Origin of the sequence: Nocardia sp. NPDC051570 (genome assembly GCF_044454005.1) — a bacterium.
Classification (GTDB): domain Bacteria; phylum Actinomycetota; class Actinomycetes; order Mycobacteriales; family Mycobacteriaceae; genus Nocardia.
This window is the reverse complement of the sequence record NZ_JBITDI010000005.1, coordinates 55564-71753: the sequence shown is the minus strand read 5'-3', so window position 1 is coordinate 71753 and position 16190 is coordinate 55564. Positions and strand designations below refer to the sequence as shown.

General features: G+C 67.8%; 14 protein-coding genes. 7 read left to right on the top strand and 7 right to left on the bottom strand.

Going from position 1 to position 16190, the window contains the following annotated elements; translation table 11 throughout:
• Window positions 1-27: 27 nt before the first annotated feature.
• Genes ACIA76_RS13695 through ACIA76_RS13685 form a run of 3 tightly spaced genes read right to left on the bottom strand, consistent with a single transcriptional unit; the run spans window position 28 to window position 3724 of the window.
• Window positions 28-1791: an FAD-dependent oxidoreductase gene (locus ACIA76_RS13695; RefSeq protein WP_397152109.1), complete on the bottom strand. Its 1764-nt coding sequence runs from the start codon at window positions 1789-1791 to the stop codon at window positions 28-30.
• Complete coding sequence (locus ACIA76_RS13690; RefSeq protein WP_397152108.1) at window positions 1788-2657, bottom strand: dioxygenase; 870 nt, start codon at window positions 2655-2657, stop codon at window positions 1788-1790. Before ACIA76_RS13690 ends, ACIA76_RS13695 begins: the two co-directional genes overlap by 4 nt.
• Complete coding sequence (locus ACIA76_RS13685; RefSeq protein WP_397152107.1) at window positions 2654-3724, bottom strand: maleylacetate reductase; 1071 nt, start codon at window positions 3722-3724, stop codon at window positions 2654-2656. Before ACIA76_RS13685 ends, ACIA76_RS13690 begins: the two co-directional genes overlap by 4 nt.
• A 96-nt stretch (window positions 3725-3820) precedes the next feature.
• Here ACIA76_RS13685 and ACIA76_RS13680 point away from each other — a divergent pair, with 96 nt between their 5' ends.
• A complete protein-coding gene (locus ACIA76_RS13680; RefSeq protein ID WP_397152106.1) occupies window positions 3821-4792 on the top strand; it encodes a LysR family transcriptional regulator in 972 nt (323 codons plus the stop codon).
• A 7-nt stretch (window positions 4793-4799) separates the two neighbouring features.
• On the opposite strand, the gene ACIA76_RS13675 is transcribed toward ACIA76_RS13680, so the two are convergent.
• Window positions 4800-5291 (bottom strand): universal stress protein, encoded by a 492-nt coding sequence (locus ACIA76_RS13675; protein WP_397152105.1) that lies wholly within the window; start codon window positions 5289-5291, stop codon window positions 4800-4802.
• 442 nt (window positions 5292-5733) lie between these two features.
• On the opposite strand from ACIA76_RS13675, the gene ACIA76_RS13670 reads away from it, so the two are divergent.
• Together ACIA76_RS13670 and ACIA76_RS13665 are read left to right on the top strand one after the other, a co-directional pair.
• Complete coding sequence (locus ACIA76_RS13670; RefSeq protein ID WP_397152104.1) at window positions 5734-6063, top strand: hypothetical protein; 330 nt, start codon at window positions 5734-5736, stop codon at window positions 6061-6063.
• A 5-nt stretch (window positions 6064-6068) separates the two neighbouring features.
• Window positions 6069-7424, top strand: a complete 1356-nt coding sequence (locus ACIA76_RS13665) for an ADP-ribosylglycohydrolase family protein (protein WP_397152103.1) — start codon at window positions 6069-6071, stop codon at window positions 7422-7424.
• A gap of 58 nt (window positions 7425-7482) precedes the next feature.
• Here the strand turns inward: ACIA76_RS13665 and ACIA76_RS13660 are convergent, their stop codons facing one another.
• Window positions 7483-8820, bottom strand: coding sequence for an acetyl-CoA C-acetyltransferase (locus ACIA76_RS13660; protein ID WP_397152102.1), 1338 nt, complete (start codon window positions 8818-8820; stop codon window positions 7483-7485).
• 143 nt (window positions 8821-8963) lie between these two features.
• On the opposite strand from ACIA76_RS13660, the gene ACIA76_RS13655 reads away from it, so the two are divergent.
• The gene (locus ACIA76_RS13655) at window positions 8964-10325 is read left to right on the top strand and encodes a 3-oxoacyl-ACP reductase (RefSeq protein WP_397152101.1); all 1362 of its coding nucleotides are present in this window, start codon (window positions 8964-8966) and stop codon (window positions 10323-10325) included.
• A gap of 1 nt (window position 10326) precedes the next feature.
• Window positions 10327-11193: a MaoC family dehydratase gene (locus ACIA76_RS13650; protein WP_397152100.1), complete on the top strand. Its 867-nt coding sequence runs from the start codon at window positions 10327-10329 to the stop codon at window positions 11191-11193.
• A 77-nt stretch (window positions 11194-11270) separates the two neighbouring features.
• Here ACIA76_RS13650 and ACIA76_RS13645 read toward each other — a convergent pair whose 3' ends face one another.
• Together ACIA76_RS13645 and ACIA76_RS13640 are read right to left on the bottom strand one after the other, a co-directional pair.
• Window positions 11271-11870, bottom strand: a complete 600-nt coding sequence (locus ACIA76_RS13645; RefSeq protein ID WP_397152099.1) for a TetR/AcrR family transcriptional regulator — start codon at window positions 11868-11870, stop codon at window positions 11271-11273.
• Between the two features lie 83 nt (window positions 11871-11953).
• On the bottom strand, window positions 11954-13162 hold the full coding sequence (locus ACIA76_RS13640; protein WP_397152098.1) for a glycoside hydrolase family 3 N-terminal domain-containing protein: 1209 nt from the start codon (window positions 13160-13162) through the stop codon (window positions 11954-11956).
• 362 nt (window positions 13163-13524) lie between these two features.
• Here ACIA76_RS13640 and ACIA76_RS13635 point away from each other — a divergent pair, with 362 nt between their 5' ends.
• The gene (locus ACIA76_RS13635) at window positions 13525-14793 is read left to right on the top strand and encodes a hypothetical protein (protein ID WP_397152097.1); all 1269 of its coding nucleotides are present in this window, start codon (window positions 13525-13527) and stop codon (window positions 14791-14793) included.
• A complete protein-coding gene (locus ACIA76_RS13630) occupies window positions 14793-16136 on the top strand; it encodes a lipase family protein (RefSeq protein WP_397152096.1) in 1344 nt (447 codons plus the stop codon). The genes ACIA76_RS13635 and ACIA76_RS13630 overlap by 1 nt, the downstream gene beginning before the upstream one ends.
• Window positions 16137-16190: the final 54 nt, after the last annotated feature.

Below are 16190 nucleotides of genomic sequence, written 5' to 3'. Positions count from 1 at the left end.
ACCCGTGGCCAGCGATCGATATCTCAGTCACACCTCGACCGACAGCACCGAACTCAACGCCTCCAACAGCGCCCGCCCGGGCTCGGCGACCAGGCCGTGTGAGCGCCAGGCCACATGCATATCGGGGCGGACGAGCACACATCCGTCCTCCTCGACCTCCCGCAGCCGCGACCAGTCGTCGTAGAGGTCGGTATGGGTGTGGCCGGGTCCGATGATATGGGCCGCGATCTCGATGCCCAGCTTGTCGGCGACGGCCGCCGCGGCCTCGGCCCAGGCCGCTCCGGAGATGCCGGTGAGTACCGCGAAGCGGCCGTGCCCGCACAGGTCGAGGGTGCTCACCCGATGTCCGGTGGCGGTGCCGAGCCAGGCATGCGGCAGCCGGGCGCCGGGATGGGTGGTCGGGTGGTAGTACAGCTCCGGATCGCGGGTGTAGCCCGGTTCGCCACTGCCGTCGCCCGCCACCGCGCCGGAGCGGTAGCGCTGGCCGAGTTCCACACCGTGCGCGTTGAATTCGTAATCCTTGAGCTCGAGCGCCGTGCGCAGCTCGCGGCGTTTGCGTGCGCCGGTCTCGGTGTTGTCGCGGCGCTCGGCGATGGCCGCGCGCATCGTCTCCGGGTCGCTGGTGTCATCGATGCCCAGCGCTCCCAGGATCGCACCGAATTCCTCGATGCTCTTGTTGGCGCGCAGCACCACCTGGCGTCCGACCGGAACCCGTTCGGCGCTGTAGGTGTCGAGAAGTCCCTGCCCCGCAACACCTTTCAGCACATAGGCCAGTTTCCACGCCAGATTGTAGGAGTCCTGGATGGAGGTGTTGGAGCCCAGTCCGTTCGACGGCGGATGCCGGTGCACCGCATCGCCCGCGCAGAACACCCGCCCGGCGCGATAGGCGGTGGCGTACATCCGGTTGTTGCCCCACAGCGAGGTGGATCGGATGGTGATCGGAATGGTGTCGTCGCCGATCAGCTGATGTGCGATGCGGATCGCGGCCTCGTCGTCGACATCGGGTGCGGGCCGGGTGATGTCATAACCCCAGACGATGAGCCATTCGTTCCAGGGCCGCACCATGCGCACCAGTCCGAGCCCGATGCCGCCGACATCCGCACCCGGCCGCAACACCCAGTACAGGACGCTGGGCCGATGTTCGACCAGATTCGACAGGTCGGCATGGAAGACGATGTTCATACTGCCCGCGATATCCATCGCGCCCTCGAACGGCAGGCCGATATCCGCTGCCACGGCGCTACGCCCGCCGTCGGCGCCGATGACATAGCGGGCCCGCACGGTGAATTCGCCGCCGCTGACCCGATCGCGTACCCGGACATCGACGCCGTCGCTGTCCTGGGTGAGGCCCAGATACTCGCTGTCGAAACGGATTCGCGAGCCACGCGAGGCCGCGTGCTGGATGATGATCGGCTCGAGGTAGTTCTGCGGGATATCGCAGTTCTGGCTCGGACTGGCCTGGGTGTAGTCGGCCTCGCGGGCCGGATGGGTGCCCCACGCCCGCACCCGGCCGAGCTCGTCGCCGGTGAGGCTGGTGCAGAACACGGTCTGCCCCATCAGCTCGTGCGGTGTGGCGCGGGCCAGCACATCGTCCTCGATGCCGAGGTCCCGGAAGACCTCCATCGTGCGCTGATTGGTGATGTGCGCGCGGGGAGTGTTGGCCGTATAGCGGTACTTGGTCAGCACCAGATGATCGACGCCGAGCGTCGCCAGCGCGAGCGCCGCCGCACCGCCGGCGGGTCCGCTGCCGATGATGAGGACGTCGGTCTCGATGTCTCGGGGGGCGGTCATGGCTGAATCTCCTGGGCGAGCGCGATATCGAAGGTCATGCGGTAGTAGGGGCGATCGCGGTCGGCGCCGTCCGGCGCCCGGCCCGCGGGATATTCGGTCGCGTCCACGACGAGGCTGTCCTTGACGCCGAACACCGCATCGCTTGTCAGATACGGATCACCGGCCACGAAGATATGCGTCACCAGCGTCGTGAAGCCGGACGCGGCGACGCGAAAGTGCAAGTGCGCCGGGCGCATCGGGCTGCGGTGCACGGCGTCGAGCAGTTCGCCGACGGGACCGTCGTGCGGTATCGGATACGACGAGGGCAGCACCGACCAGAACCGGTAGCTTCCATCGGGCGCGGCGGTGAGCCATCCGCGTCCGGCGCGGCGCTCGCCCTCGTACTGCACGTCGTAGAAGCCGTCCGCATCGGCCTCCCAGATATCCAGGCGCGCACCGGGAATCGGTGCGCCGGACGTGGTTCGGACCGTGCCGCTGACATAGCAGGGCGTGCCCTTCACCCCGAGCGCGATATCACCGCCCAATGCGATCTCCGGGGCGTCGTCGACGAAGAACGGCCCGAAAACCGTTGGCTCCGTGGCATTCACATCCTCGGGCGCGTTGACGGCCATGGTGAACATCGATAATCCGAGAACATCGGAGAGCAGGATGAACTCCTGGCGCGTATCGGTGGTGATATGCCCGGTGCGCGTGAGGAAGTCGATGCCGCGCTGCCATTCGTCCTCGGTGAGGCGGACCTCGCCCGCGAAGGCGTGCAGATGCCGGACCAGGGATCCCATCACCTCGCGCAGGCGCGGCGGCGCATCGGCGAAACTGGCCGCGACCTCGTCGGTGAGGAGCCGCTCGCGGCGGTCTCGATCGATCATGACTGCTCCGGGGTGGTGGTGCCGGACCACGCCGCGGCGAGCAGTGCGCGCAGCGCGGCGCGGTCGGCGGGTACGGGATTGTCGGCGGGTACCACGGCGGCGACGAGCGCGGCCGCCTCGTCGAGATCGGTTTCGGCCAAACCGATTTCGCGCAGACTCAGGGGAATGCCGAGGCGCTTGGCCAGATCACGCAGGGCCGCGACGGGATTCGCGCTGTTCAGGGCGCGGCCGATGCGGTCGACCGCCTCCGGTGCGCCCGGGGCGTTGAACGCCAGCACATACGGCAGCACGACGGCATGGGTCTGCGCGTGCGGCAGGTCATAGGTGCCGCCGAGGACGTGGCAGAGCTTGTGGTGCAGGCCGGATCCCGCGGTGGCGAAGGCCGAACCGGCGAGATAGGCGCCGTAGAGCAGATCCGGCGCGGCGGCCTCGGCCCTGGCATCGGCGAGGGTGCGCAGTCCGGCGCCGAGCGCGTGGATGCCCTCCTCGGCGATCACGGCGACGCTGGCGCTGCGGCCCGGCGCCCAGAACGCCTCGACGCAATGCGCCAATGCGTTGAAACCGCTTGCCGCGGCGACGCTTTCGGGCATGGAGCCGAGCAGATCGGGATCGTAGACGACCACCCGGGGCAGCGCGGCCGGATCGGAGCCCGTGCGCTTGCGCCCGTTCTCGGTCAGCCCCCACACCGGCGTCACCTCCGAACCCGCGTAGGTGGTGGGCACGGCGATGATCGGCAGACCGGTATCCAGGGCGATGGCCTTGGCAGTTCCCGTGGTGGAGCCGCCGCCGATGCTCAGCACGGCATCGGCCCGCGCGGCCCGGGCCCGGTCGCTGGCCATCTCGGCCACCACGACCGGAACATGCGGCCGCACGCCGGTGAACACATCGGCGATCAGATCCGACAGCGAGCACAGCAGGCCCGCCGAAATCCGTTGCCGGGCGGGGCTGGTCACCGCGAGGACGCGTTCGGCGCCGAGCCGCTCGATCTCCGATCGCAGCTGCCGGCGCACCGAACCCGTGCCGAAGACGATGCGCTGCCAGGGCGCGTCATAGATGAATTCCGGCATCGGCTCACCTCATTTCGATCTGTGTGACGTCTCACACTCGCGCACCCGCAGGTATATGTCCAATACGAAATTCATGGTGCAGCCATACGATTGGCTATGGATCTGCGCCAGCTCGGATACTTCGTCGCCGTCGCCGAGGAGGGGTCGGTGACGCGCGCGGCCGATCGGCTGCATGTCACGCAGCCGCCGCTGACGGCCCAGATCAAGAAGCTGGAGGCCGAACTGGATGTGCGGCTGTTCGTCCGGCACCGCCGCGGCGTGGATCTCACCGAGGCCGGTCGGGAATTGCTCGTCAAGGCCCGCCGCATCCTGTCCGATATCGCCGATATCGCCGAATCCGTGCGGCATATCGGCGACGGCCGAGCCGGGCGGCTGACGCTGTCGTTCGATGCCGGTACCGGCTGGGGAGTGCTGCCGGGCCTGCTGGCCCGGTATCGCCGGGAGCGGCCGCACGTCGAACTCGACTACATCGAGGAGCCCGGCACAGGCGTGCTGGATTCGGTGCGCTTGCGCCGCAGGGAGATCGGCCTCGTCCATCTGCCGCCGACGGTCGTGGATTCGGACCGCGAACATCGTCTCGATATGGCGGTGATCCATCGCGAACCGCTCATGGCCGTCCTGCCGCGGGTCCCGGCGCGGCGCGAGGATCGCGTCGATCTCGCGGATCTGGCGGGCGAGCAGTTCTTCGCGCCGGCGCCGGGGGCGTGGGGTGGACTGCATCAGCATCTGATCGAGGCGTGCCGCCTGGGCGGTATCGATCCGCCGATCCGGATCGTGGCCCAGATGTCCACCGCGGTCGCGATGGTCGCGGCCGGACACGGCGTGGCCCTCGCGCCCGCCGCGGTGCGCTCGCTGTGCGGCCCCACGGTGACGACGCTGCCGTTGACCCGGTACGTCCCGATGGTGGAGACGGCCGTGGTGAGCCGTCGCGGGGATGCCCTCTCCCCGCCCGCGGACGCCTTCCGCAGGCTCGCGATGTCGACCCCCGAGCCCGATGTGCTCGGCCCGGAACTCGCGCCCGGTCGCGAACGCGTCGACGACTCCTGGCGCTGGCTGCAGCAGCGCTGACCGCCGCCTAATGCTCGTGATCGACCGGATGCTTACCGGCGGGCGGGACCAACAGGATCGGCCGGTGGCAATGCTTCAGCACGGCCTCGGCGACGCTGGAATGCAGCAGGGCCCGAATTCCGGTGGCGCCGCGGGTGCCGGCCACGATGATGTCCACATCGAGTTCGTCGGCCACATCGACGATCGCATTCCAGATCGCCGAGGTGCATTCCGCGGTCCGCGCCTCGGCATTGAGCCCCGCGAGCTTGGCCAGCCGGACGCCCTCGGCATTGATGTGCTTGGCGTCGACGTAGGCGATGTCCTCGATCTCGTCGTCGGCGATCCACTCCGGCTGCATCACACCCGACAATCCGGAGACCCGCGCGGCCTGGCGCACCATCGGCTCCCATGCGGTCAACACCACCGCCTTGGTCGCCGTCAGAAACCGCCCGGCATACTCCACTGCGCGCTTCGCATTCTCGGACCCGTCGTAGGCAATGAGCACCAGATCACACGCCATGACGAACCTCCCAGGTTCAGCGTTCGGCTACGGTCCCGAGCGTACCCGGCACACTCTCGGGAAACGGGTATGCGACGCCGCACAACCCCAATTCCCGGGGCGCATTCGAGAAATGGTTCGGCCGATTGTTGTGGACCGATGTAAGAACAGCGGCGGCCGGTCGGTTTGTGTCCGCCATACCCGTTCGTCCTTGATAATTCGCTAACGATTCACCGAAATCGCTGCCGCAGCTTCCTATTCCGGGCTTGACTGTCAAGACCACACCGACGTCGGGGCACAGTGTCGGTAAGGAGAGAGCCGAGCGAGGTTTATCGTGCGGTTGGAAGAGCTTGTGACACCGCAGGATTGGGCGGCCGCATATCGTTGCGTGTTCGGATTGCCCGGGGTCCACGTCACATCGCCGGGATTCGTGGTGTTACCGCTGGTCGATACGATCGCGGCGGTGAACACCCCGGAAACGTTGGGCGCCTTGATGCTGGACGAGTTGACCGAGCGTGGGATTCCCGGGCCGGTGCTCGTGCGGGAACGTCCGCCACGGCGGACATTCCTCGCGGTCTTCGACGGCTATCCGGCGCTGGAATGTACCGTCCAGTTGGAGCGGCACAGCGTGGATATCGGGCCGCATCGCAGCAATGTCATTCTGCCCACCGGACTGGGCAGGCATACCCATGAGGGGCGATGGTGGGTCCGGCCGCCGCAACGCGACGAATCATTACCCCTGCTATCCGAAGTCGTCGCGGCGGCGCTGGCCTCCCTGCGAGTTCATCTGTGAAGATCATGGAATCCATCGAATCGGCCGCCTTCGGCCACCCTGAGGCGGATCCGCGTGCCCTGCTGTACTTCGAATGGCGGCAGCGTCGCGAATCCGGATGCCTTGTCGGCGAATTCGCCGAGGAGGTGCACGACCTCACCCGTACGCTCATTCCCAATGCGGCGGCCTGCTGGCAATTGCTCGACCGGGTCGAGGCCGCGCCCCGCGACCCGGCGTGGCCCTATGTCGAGGACGGGGACGCGCCGGACGAGCCGCCCGGTCTCGCCGTGACGGCCGCGCCCACCCGGCTCTACGACCGCATCCTCGGCGGTTGGCTGGGCCGTTGTGTCGGCGCCACGCTCGGCAAGCCGCTCGAGAACGGTCTGCTGTGGTCCCCGGCGCGTATCCGCGCCTACCTCGAGCGCGCCGAGGCCTATCCGCTGACCGATTACGTGCCGGTGCTCAGCCCCATGCCGGAAGGCTGTGAACTGCAGGGTAATTGGCCCGAATCCACCCGCGGCCGCATCGACGGCTGCCCGCGCGCCGACGATCTGGACTACACCGTGCTCGGCCTGCATCTGCTGGAACAGCAGGGGTGGAGCTTCACCGCCGCCGATGTGGCGGGCCAGTGGCTGGAGCTGCTGCCGTTCCTGCAGACCTATACCGCCGAGCGGGTGGCCTATCGCAATCTCATCGACGGCTTCGCCCCGCCCGAGACGGCGCACTATCGCAATCCCTATCGCGAATGGATCGGCGCCCTGATCCGCGCCGACGCCTACGGCTATGTGTGCGCGGGCGATCCGGCGCACGCCGCGGATCTGGCGGCCCGGGACGCGGCGGTCTCGCATACCGGCAACGGCGTCTGGGCGGCGCGCTGGGCGGCCGCGCTGGTGGCCTCGGCGTTCACCGCCGATTCGGTGGCCGAGGCTCTTCGCGTTGCGCGGCAGGTGATTCCGGCCCGATCGCGCCTGGCCGAGGCGCTCGCGCTCGTGACCGCCGATCATTGTCGCGGGATCGGCTGGGAGCAGGCGATCGCGGCGGTGCGTGCCCGGCACGGGCACTACGACTGGGGGCATGCCATCGGCAACGCCGCCGTGATCGCGGCCGGATTACTCTGGGGCGCGGGCGATTTCACCAGAACCGTCGGCCTGACCGTCCAGGGCGGCTGGGATACCGGCGCCAACGGCGCGACGGCCGGATCGGTGGCGGGAGTGCTGCTGGGCGCGAGCGGCATTCCGAAGCAGTGGACCGCTCCGCTGCACGACACCCTGCGCACGGCGGTATCCGGCTACGACGGCACGAGTATCTCGGCGCTCGCCCGGCGCACCTTCGATTTGGCCGGTCGGCAGATCGCACGCCGCTATCCGCGACCGGCCGGATAGCAGCCGACCCCGGGACGGTAAGCCCGTCCCGGGGTCGGCGAATGCCACGGTGGTGCGGTTACCGCTCCACGATCGCCACGACGCCCTGGCCGCCCGCGGCGCAGATCGAGATCAGCGCGCGGCCGGAACCCTTCTCCGCCAACTGCTTCGCGGCCTGCGCGATGATGCGCCCACCGGTCGCGGCGAACGGGTGGCCCGCGGCCAGCGAGGAGCCGTTGACATTGAGCTTGCTGCGGTCGATCGCGCCGAGCGCGCCGTCCAGGCCCAGGCGCTCCTTGCAGTACTGATCCGATTCCCACGACTGCAGGGTCGCCAGCACGACCGAGGCGAACGCCTCGTGGATCTCGTAGAAGTCGAAGTCCTGCAGCGTCAACCCGTTTCGGGCCAGCAGCCGCGGCACGGCGTAGGTCGGCGCCATCAGCAGGCCGTCCGGGCCCCAGACGTAGTCGACCGCGCCGACCTCGCTGTCGACCAGATAGGCCAGCGGCGTGAGGTTGCGCGAGGCCGCCCACTCCTCGCTCGACAGCAGTGCGACCGAGGCGCCGTCGGTGAGCGGGGTGGAGTTGCCCGCGGTCATGGTGGCATCGCCCAGCTTGTTGCCGAATACCGGCTTGAGCGTGGCCAGCTTCTCCAGCGTGGAGTTCGGGCGCAGATTGTCGTCGCGGGTCAGGCCCAGGAACGGGGTGACCAGATCGTCGAAGAAGCCACGGTCATAGGCGGCGGCCATATTCCGGTGCGAGAGGTAGGCCAGCTCGTCCTGCGCCTCGCGGGAGACGCCCATCTCCTTCGCGGTGATGGCCGCGTGCTCACCCATCGACAGCCCCGTGCGCGGCTCGGCGTTGCGCGGGATCTCGATGCCGACCATGCTCGGGCGCAGCCGCCCGACCAGCTTCACATAGTCGGAATTCTTCTTGGCGCGGTTGGCGTCGAGCATCCATTCGCGGGCCGCCTCGCTCACCCCGATCGGCGCGTCGGAGGTGGTGTCGGTGCCGCCGCCGACGCCGACCTCGATGCGGCCCAGGGCGATCGCGTCGCCGACGGTGACGGCCGACTGCAGGCCGGTGCCGCAGGCGAGCTGCAGATCGTGTCCCGGGGTGTAGGGGGACAGCTCGCTGCCGAGCACGCTCTCGCGGATCATGCCGTGCTCACCGACGCGCTTGAGCACCGCGCCGCCGGCGACCATGCCGAGCCGCTCGCCCTGCAGGCCGAACCGGCTCACCAGGCCGTTCAGCGCGGCCGTGAACATGTCCTGATTGGAGGCGTGGGCATAACGGCCGTCCGAGCGCGCGAACGGAATCCGATTACCGCCCAGGATGGCGACGGGGCGGGTCTGCTTGGTGTTCTTGGCCCCGCTGTTCGCGGATGCGGCCTTCGCCGAACGGGCTTTGGTAGTCACTCCGGTCTCCACATGTCTCGACGTCGGTTTACATCCAACTTACTCTGGAGTAAGTTCATTGTCGACACCGTACCCCGTAGATGTGCGAAAAGACGCTCGGGGCAGAGCCGACCACATTCGACACGAAGGAAAAGGTAGGAACAGTGGCAGCCAGCAAGAGCAAGGGCGCTCCCAACCTCTACGGATCGTTCGTTCACTCGGCCCCCGGTCATTTCCTGGCGAGCAAGCTGGGGCTTCCGCAGCCGGAGACGCTGCGTCGCTACACCCCGGGCGAGCCCGCCCTGCCGGGCCCGGTGCTGGTGGGCGGCAAGGGCCGCGTGGCCGATGCCGTGCGAAACCTGTTGTCGGACTACACGTTCGTCGATTCCGCCGGCCAGGGCGTGAAGGCCGGCGCGCTGGTGTTCGACGCCACCGGCCTCGCCTCGGTCGAGGACCTCGAGCAGTTGTACCAGTTCTTCCAGCCCGCCATGCGCAGCATCGCCGCATCCGGCCGCGTCCTCGTGGTCGGCACCACGCCGGAACTGTCCGGCACCGTCGAGGGCCAGATCGCGCAGCGCGCGCTGGAGGGCTTCACCCGCAGCGTCGGCAAGGAGCTGCTGCGCGGCGCCACCTCGAATCTGGTGTACCTGCACCCCGAGGCCGCCTCGACCGCGACCGGGCTGGAGTCCAGCCTGCGCTTCATCCTCTCGGGTAAGTCGGCGTTCGTCGACGGCCAGGTGTTCCGGGTCGGCAAGGACGACAACGCCGCCGCCGATATCGACTGGGCCAAGCCGCTCGCGGGCAAGGTCGCCGTGGTGACCGGTGCCGCCCGCGGCATCGGCGCGACCATCGCGGAGGTGTTCGCCCGCGACGGCGCGAAGGTCATCGTGGCCGATATCCCCGCCGCCGGTGAGGCTTTGGCCGAGACCGCCAACAGGGTCGGCGGCATCTCGATCGCGGTCGATGTCACCGCCCCCGACGCCGCGGACAAGCTGGCCGAATTCGCCACCGAACGCTTCGGCGGTATCGACATCATCGTGCACAACGCCGGTATCACCCGCGACAAGCTGCTCGCGAATATGGACGACGCGCGCTGGAACTCGGTGCTGAACGTGAATCTGGCCGCGCCGCACCGGATCACCGCGGGCCTGGTCGCCAAGGGCGCGCTCAAGCAGGGCGGCCGCGTCATCGACGTGTCCTCCATCGCGGGCGTCGCGGGCAACCGCGGTCAGACCAACTACGGCACCTCCAAGGCCGGCGTGATCGGCATGGTGAACGCCGAGGCGCCGAAGCTGGGCGAGAAGGGCATCACCATCAACGCCGTGGCCCCGGGCTTCATCGAGACCGCCATGACGGCCGCCATCCCGCTCGGCACCCGCGAGGCGGGCCGGCTGCTCAGCTCGCTGTACCAGGGCGGTCAGACCGTGGACGTCGCCGAGACCATCGCCTACTTCGCCAGCCCGGCCTCGAACGCGGTGAGCGGTAACGTGATTCGCGTCTGCGGCCAGGCCCTGATCGGAGCGTGAGATGACCGAGACCATCTCGCTGACCGAGGCGCCGAAGCTCGGCGGGCTCTATCTGAAGGCGGCCCTGGGTGCCGTTCCGCTGCCGCTGTTCTCGGCGCGCACATCGCGGATCCCCGATCGCGCGATCGAATTGCGCGGCCTGAAGGTCGATGCGGACAATCTCGCCGCCTACTGCCACGCCACCGGACTCCGCTTCGGTGACGCGCTGCCGCTGACCTATCCGTTCGTGCTCACCTTCCCGGTGGTCACGCAGTTGGTGGCCGCTCGCGACTTCCCGTTCGTCGCGGTCGGTGCGGTGCATGCGGAGAATCTGATCGAGCGCAGCCGCGAGATCTCGGTCAGCGAGCCGCTGGATATCCGTGCGCACGTGGAGAATCTGCGCGAACATCCGAAGGGTCTGCTGGTCGACGCGATCAGCGAGGTCAGCGTCGGCCGCGAGCTGGTCTGGCGGCAGGTGACGACCTTCCTGCATCAGCAGCGGACGTCGCTGTCGGGTGGGCCGAAGCCGGAACCCAAGCCGGACGAGGTCCCCCCGCCGCCGCTGCGCACGCTGCGGGTCGATCAGCCGCTGATCCATCGGTACGCCGCGGCCGCGGGCGATCGCAACCCCATCCACATGTCCGCGCTGGGCGCGAAGGCCTTCGGCTTCCCGCGCTCGATCGCGCACGGAATGTGGTCGGCGGCAGCGATTCTGAGTGCGATCGAGGGCCGGGTGCCCGCGAAGACCACCTACGCCGTCAAGTTCGGCAAGCCGATCCTGCTGCCGTCGACGGTCAATGTGTACGCGGATCATGTCGGCGGCGGCTGGGACCTGTCGCTGCGGCACCCGAAGAAGGGCTATCCGCATCTGACCGCCACATTGCGCTGAGCCCCCCCGGCCCGCGGGCCGAATGAGCAGGAGCCGCACATCTTCTCGGCCTGGCCGAAAGGATGTGCGGCTCTTCGTTATTCGGCCTTCTTCTTACCGGCCAGACCGCGCCAGGCCAGATCGTCCAGCAGATCCACCGCCTCGCCCACGGCCACCTCGCCGTTGGCGATGCGATCGGCGATGGCCTCGCCCGCGCCGATGACCGCGACCGAGACGATGTCGAAATTCGTTCCGGGCTCGGCGTATTTGGCGCTGGACTCGAGCAGTTTGGCGGTCAGCTCGATCACCCGCTCGCGGCTGTTGGCGATCTCGGAGGCGAACGGCTGCTGGCCGAGGGCCTGCCGATACAGCACCTGCCAGGACAGCCGGTTGTTGTCGACGTAGGACAGGAAGGCCTCGAGGCCCGCGCGCAACTGTTCGTGCGGGCTCAGTTTGGGATTGCCCGCCACCGCGACGGCCTCGATGAAGCGGATGCTCTCGCGCGCGATGCAGGCCCGGAACAGTTCGTCCTTGGAGCCGTAATACAGATAGAGCATCGGCTTGGAGATCTTGGCCTCGGCGGCGATGGCGTCCATCGAGGTGTCGTGATAGCCCTTGCGCGAGAACACCTCGACGGCGGCGTCCAGCATCTGCTGCTCACGAACCGCCCGAGGAAGCCGCTTCGTTCCGCCTGCCATCCACTCTCCTAGACCATGTCGAAACCCTTATCTTACTCCAAGGTAAGTTCAACAGTGGCCAATTGCCCGTGATTCGCCGATGCTCAGCAGTTCAGCGCGATGCCCTTGAAGCGGGCCATCCGCACTACCGAGTCGTCGACCTGCCGCATCGGCAGTCGGCCCGCGCGGACCTCCTGCTCCAGATGGTCCAGCACCTGCGGGACGGCAGTGCTGGTGATCCACAGCGCGTTATCGGCGCCGGCCTCGAGCGCGGCGGCCACCGCATCCTCGATATCCATCCGATTGGTGATGGCGGCCATGCCGCTCAGATCGTCGGTGAAGATCGGCCCGTCGAACGGGGCCGCACCGTAACCGTTGCCCTGGCGCAGCAATGCCATCGCCTGTGGACTGATGCTGGCCGGGGTGTTCGGGGCGGTCAGCCCGGGCACATCGAGATGGCCGACCATGACGCCCGCGCCGGAGCCGATCAGATTCCGGAACGGCGCCAGATCCTTACCCTGCAACTGATCCAGCGGCGGCGTACGGACCGCACCCGTATGCGAGTCACCCGATCCCGAACCGTGGCCGGGGAAGTGCTTCATCACCGCGCCCAGTCCGGCATCGTGCATCGCGCGGATGAACGCGCCCGCATAGCGGGTGACCACCTCCGGATCATCGGAGAACGAGCGGTCGCCGATGACGCTGTCGTCGGGCTGGCTGCTGACGTCGGCGTCGGGGGCGAAGTCGACGGTGATGCCGAGATCCTTCATCGCGCCGCCGCGGGCGAGGCTCTGCTTGTAGAACTCGTCGTCGGAGACGGTCTGCGCGGCGACCCGGGCGGCGGGGGCGGGCCCGATCATGCTGCGCAGCCGCGAGACTCGGCCACCCTCCTCATCGATGCTCACCATCAGCGGGGTGTGCGCGGCGGCCTTCACGCGGTCGATCTGCTTCTCCGCCAACAGCGCCGGATCGGTCCAGCTGCCGACGAAGATGCCGCCGATCTGTTCGGTGCGCACGACGTTCTCGGCATCGGCCGCGCCGGTGATGCCGACGGTCAGTAGCTGGGCCAACTTCCGGCGGGTGGTGAACTGCGCGAGATAGCCTGCCGCGCAATCGGTTCGACCCATCGTGCTCGCCTGTCCTGTCCCCGTTGTGCTTGCCTGCCCAGTCCCCGTCGTGTCGGCCTGTGCTGTCCCGGTCGTGCCGACCTCTGCTGTCCCCGTCGTGCTTTTCGACGGGGCCCCGCCGCTGCCCGAGCAGGCCGACAGGGTGACCGCGGTCACGGCGAGCAGGATCCCGGGAACGATGCGCATGCTCCGACCGTACCGCTGTCGCCCTGTCCGGTTCCACGCCGGGTGATCGGAATACGACATAGCAAAAGTCGCCCCGCGAGTGATATGTCTCATATTCCCTCAAACGCCTTTCTCTGTATTCAGAATGCGGCGGTCGAGGAAATCTCGCTACCACCAGGCAATTCATCCGAAATGGGTGTAGCACACCTTTAGATAATCATCCCATGACTCAGGTTAACAGCTCTGGCATTGTGGTTCATAGCGTCCCCGGCGGCCGAAGCCCGGTCGCCGAGTATCACTCAGGCCGAAAGAGTTATTAGTTGGCAAATGTGACCGGATTGGTTTTTTGAATCAGTAATCGCAGAGCGAAAGGCTGTCTCACCATGCGCATCGGTGCATTTGTGCGCGGCGCGGGATTGGCCCTCGCGACCGTGATCGCCCTGGGCGTCGGCACCGCCGGAACCGCGGTCGCCGCGGACGGTCTGGATCGCTATCTGGATCTGCCGCTGGTGAACCGCGACGCGGCACAGGGCCCGGGCGGCGTGAACCCCGAACTGCCCTATGACGAAGCCGAATTGGGCCGGCTGCTGGACGAGGCCCGCGGCCGTGGCGTGCCGCCCACCCGGTACGCCGCGCTGCTCTACCAGTACTGGCTGGTCGATGTGACCACCAGGGCGGGTATCGATCTGGCCGCGTGGAATCCGCGCACCGGGGTGCCGGCCAACCGCGAGAACCTGATCAGGTCCTACCGCTACTACGAGGATCTGCAGCTGGGCCACCGCGAACTGCAATGGGCCGGAATGGGCGGCCAGGTCGGCGCGGACTTCGGCGGCGGCATGGTCGACTTCGATCTGATGAGCGATATCTACGATCTGCCCGGCATCGCCGACGCCGCCCGCACCGTCGTGGGTGCGGTGGAACAGGCGGCGGGTCCGCGGGCCGCCGCGCTGCTGCCGGAGGGCCTGCGTGCGCTCGCCCGGGCCGGAACCCGGATCACGCCCGAGGATCTGAACTGGATTCTGGGCATGATCCTGGTGATGCAGAAGAACATCTTCTCCGATCTGATGCCCATGCACGATGCCTACGTCACCGCCGGGTTGTCCGCGGTGGCGGAGTTCGAGGCGGCGGGGCTGTTCGGCGAGGACATCATGGGCGCCTGGCGCGATATCGCCTCCGGTGACGACAATCGGATCGCCGCGGGTAACGGCGCGCTGCTGCGCCGCGAACAGCAATGGGCCGTCGGCCCGCAGTGGGACCTGACCCGGGCCTACAAGGGCGATGTGGGCGAGGCGATCACCTATCTGAGCGGCGCGGCCGGATCCCCGTCGGTGGCCGGTGTCGTGCCGCCGCGCGAATTCCGGCCCGTGCGAATCCCTTTCACGGGCAATGACGGCAAACCCATGCAACTGGTGCTGCCGCTGCCGAGCTGGAACTGGTCGGTATTCGACGATCGCTGGGACTACATCACCGGCGAACTGCTGCCGAAGTACGAGTTCCAGGTCGAAAACAATTGGCCTGCACTGGAAGCCACCATGCGCATGCCGTACGAGGCGCAGCTGGAATCACATCGCCCGCTACTGAATCTGCCGCAGTTGCTGCTGTCCACGGCACAGCAGCTGCGGGTGGAACCCGCCGGACAGGGAGACCGCTGATGCGACGATATGTCCTCGCCACCGTGATCACGGCCTTGGCGCTCTCCGTCGGTGGTACGGGAATGGCGGTGGCCCAACCGGATTCACCGGAGCCACCGAACAGCACGCCGGGCCTGGACCGGGTGTTCAACGGTTTCGTCGTCGGCGCGATCGGGAACTCGCCCGCGGTCTCGCCGCAGGAATCGTTCCAGGCCTTGATGTTCGACGATCCGTTCTATCAGGAGCCGCCGCTGACCGGCGAGGAGCGGCCGGGCACGGTGCTGAAGGCCAAGCCGGTCGATGTGATGTTCCTCGGCGTGCGGGCTGTCTCGGTCGAGGCGTACAAGCTCATGTACGTCACCACCGCCCTGGACGGTGTCACCCCGGTCATCAGCACGGGAATCCTCATGATTCCCAAGGACGGTCGCCCGAACTCCGAGCGCAGGGTGATCTCGTATCAGGAGGCCAACGACAGTGTCGGCTGGTCGTGTCATCCGAGCACGCAGTGGACCGGCGGGGATCCGCTCGACGGCTCGTCCTGGTCGGCGCTGGGCCCGCTCGCGCTGATGTTCGACAAGGGCTATGCGGTGATGATCTCCGATGTCGGCAACGACGGCGATCGGCGGCCGCACGGCGTATTCGCCGGGAAGTTCGCCGCGCACGCACAGCTCGACGGGGTGCGCGCGGCGCTGAACCATCGCGAGGCGGGGTTGGATCCGAATGCCCCGATCGCCCTGTTCGGTATCGCGGGCGGCGGTGTGGGAGCGGCGGTTTCGGCCGAACTGCAGCCGGAGTACGCGCCCGAGCTGAACGTGCGGTCCGCGATGCTCGAGGGCATGGTCGTCAACCAGCGCAACTTCATGCGGGTGGCCAACGGTTCGGTCGGATCCGGCTTCGTCCTCGCGACGCTGCTCGGGCTCGAGCCCTGGTATCCGGACATGAAGCTGGACGAGAAGCTGAATCCGGCCGGATTGGCGATCGCGAACGCGTTCCGGACGCAGTGCCAGACGCCCGCCTACTTCGGCATGCCGTTCATCCCGCTGAACGCCCTGTTCAATTCGGGCCTCAGCCCGGCCGACGAGCCCGACTTCCAGGCCGCCTTCGACGATAACGAGCTCGGTAAGTGGGGTACGCCGAAGGCGAAGATCATGATCACCTCGTGTGCCGCCGACGACTCGTTCATGTCGCTGGTGCCCGCGCGCGATGCCCGCGAACTCGCGCAGACCTATCGGGACGGCGGCGCCGACGTCGACTACCAGCCCACCAACTGCAGCATGGAACGCCTGCTGACCGACTTCTACGGTTGGGGCACAGACCTTTTCGGCATGCAGACCATCGACTGGATCGACAGATCGTTCGACTGAGGAGTGAGAGATGGCCTTTCTGATCGGCGCCGCGTACCTGTTCTTCTACGGCCC

Bases quoted from the DNA above. Each gene is read 5' to 3' on its own strand.
- ACIA76_RS13675 (WP_397152105.1), bottom strand. From the start codon at position 5,291: ATGGCGTGTGATCTGGTGCTCATTGCCTACGACGGGTCCGAGAATGCG.
- ACIA76_RS13690 (WP_397152108.1), bottom strand. From the start codon at position 2,657: ATGATCGATCGAGACCGCCGCGAGCGGCTCCTCACCGACGAGGTCGCG.
- ACIA76_RS13685 (WP_397152107.1), bottom strand. From the start codon at position 3,724: ATGCCGGAATTCATCTATGACGCGCCCTGGCAGCGCATCGTCTTCGGC.
- ACIA76_RS13645 (WP_397152099.1), bottom strand. From the start codon at position 11,870: ATGGCAGGCGGAACGAAGCGGCTTCCTCGGGCGGTTCGTGAGCAGCAG.
- ACIA76_RS13665 (WP_397152103.1), top strand. From the start codon at position 6,069: ATGGAATCCATCGAATCGGCCGCCTTCGGCCACCCTGAGGCGGATCCG.
- ACIA76_RS13635 (WP_397152097.1), top strand. From the start codon at position 13,525: ATGCGCATCGGTGCATTTGTGCGCGGCGCGGGATTGGCCCTCGCGACC.
- ACIA76_RS13630 (WP_397152096.1), top strand. From the start codon at position 14,793: ATGCGACGATATGTCCTCGCCACCGTGATCACGGCCTTGGCGCTCTCC.
- ACIA76_RS13695 (WP_397152109.1), bottom strand. From the start codon at position 1,791: ATGACCGCCCCCCGAGACATCGAGACCGACGTCCTCATCATCGGCAGC.
- ACIA76_RS13640 (WP_397152098.1), bottom strand. From the start codon at position 13,162: ATGCGCATCGTTCCCGGGATCCTGCTCGCCGTGACCGCGGTCACCCTG.
- ACIA76_RS13650 (WP_397152100.1), top strand. From the start codon at position 10,327: ATGACCGAGACCATCTCGCTGACCGAGGCGCCGAAGCTCGGCGGGCTC.
- ACIA76_RS13680 (WP_397152106.1), top strand. From the start codon at position 3,821: ATGGATCTGCGCCAGCTCGGATACTTCGTCGCCGTCGCCGAGGAGGGG.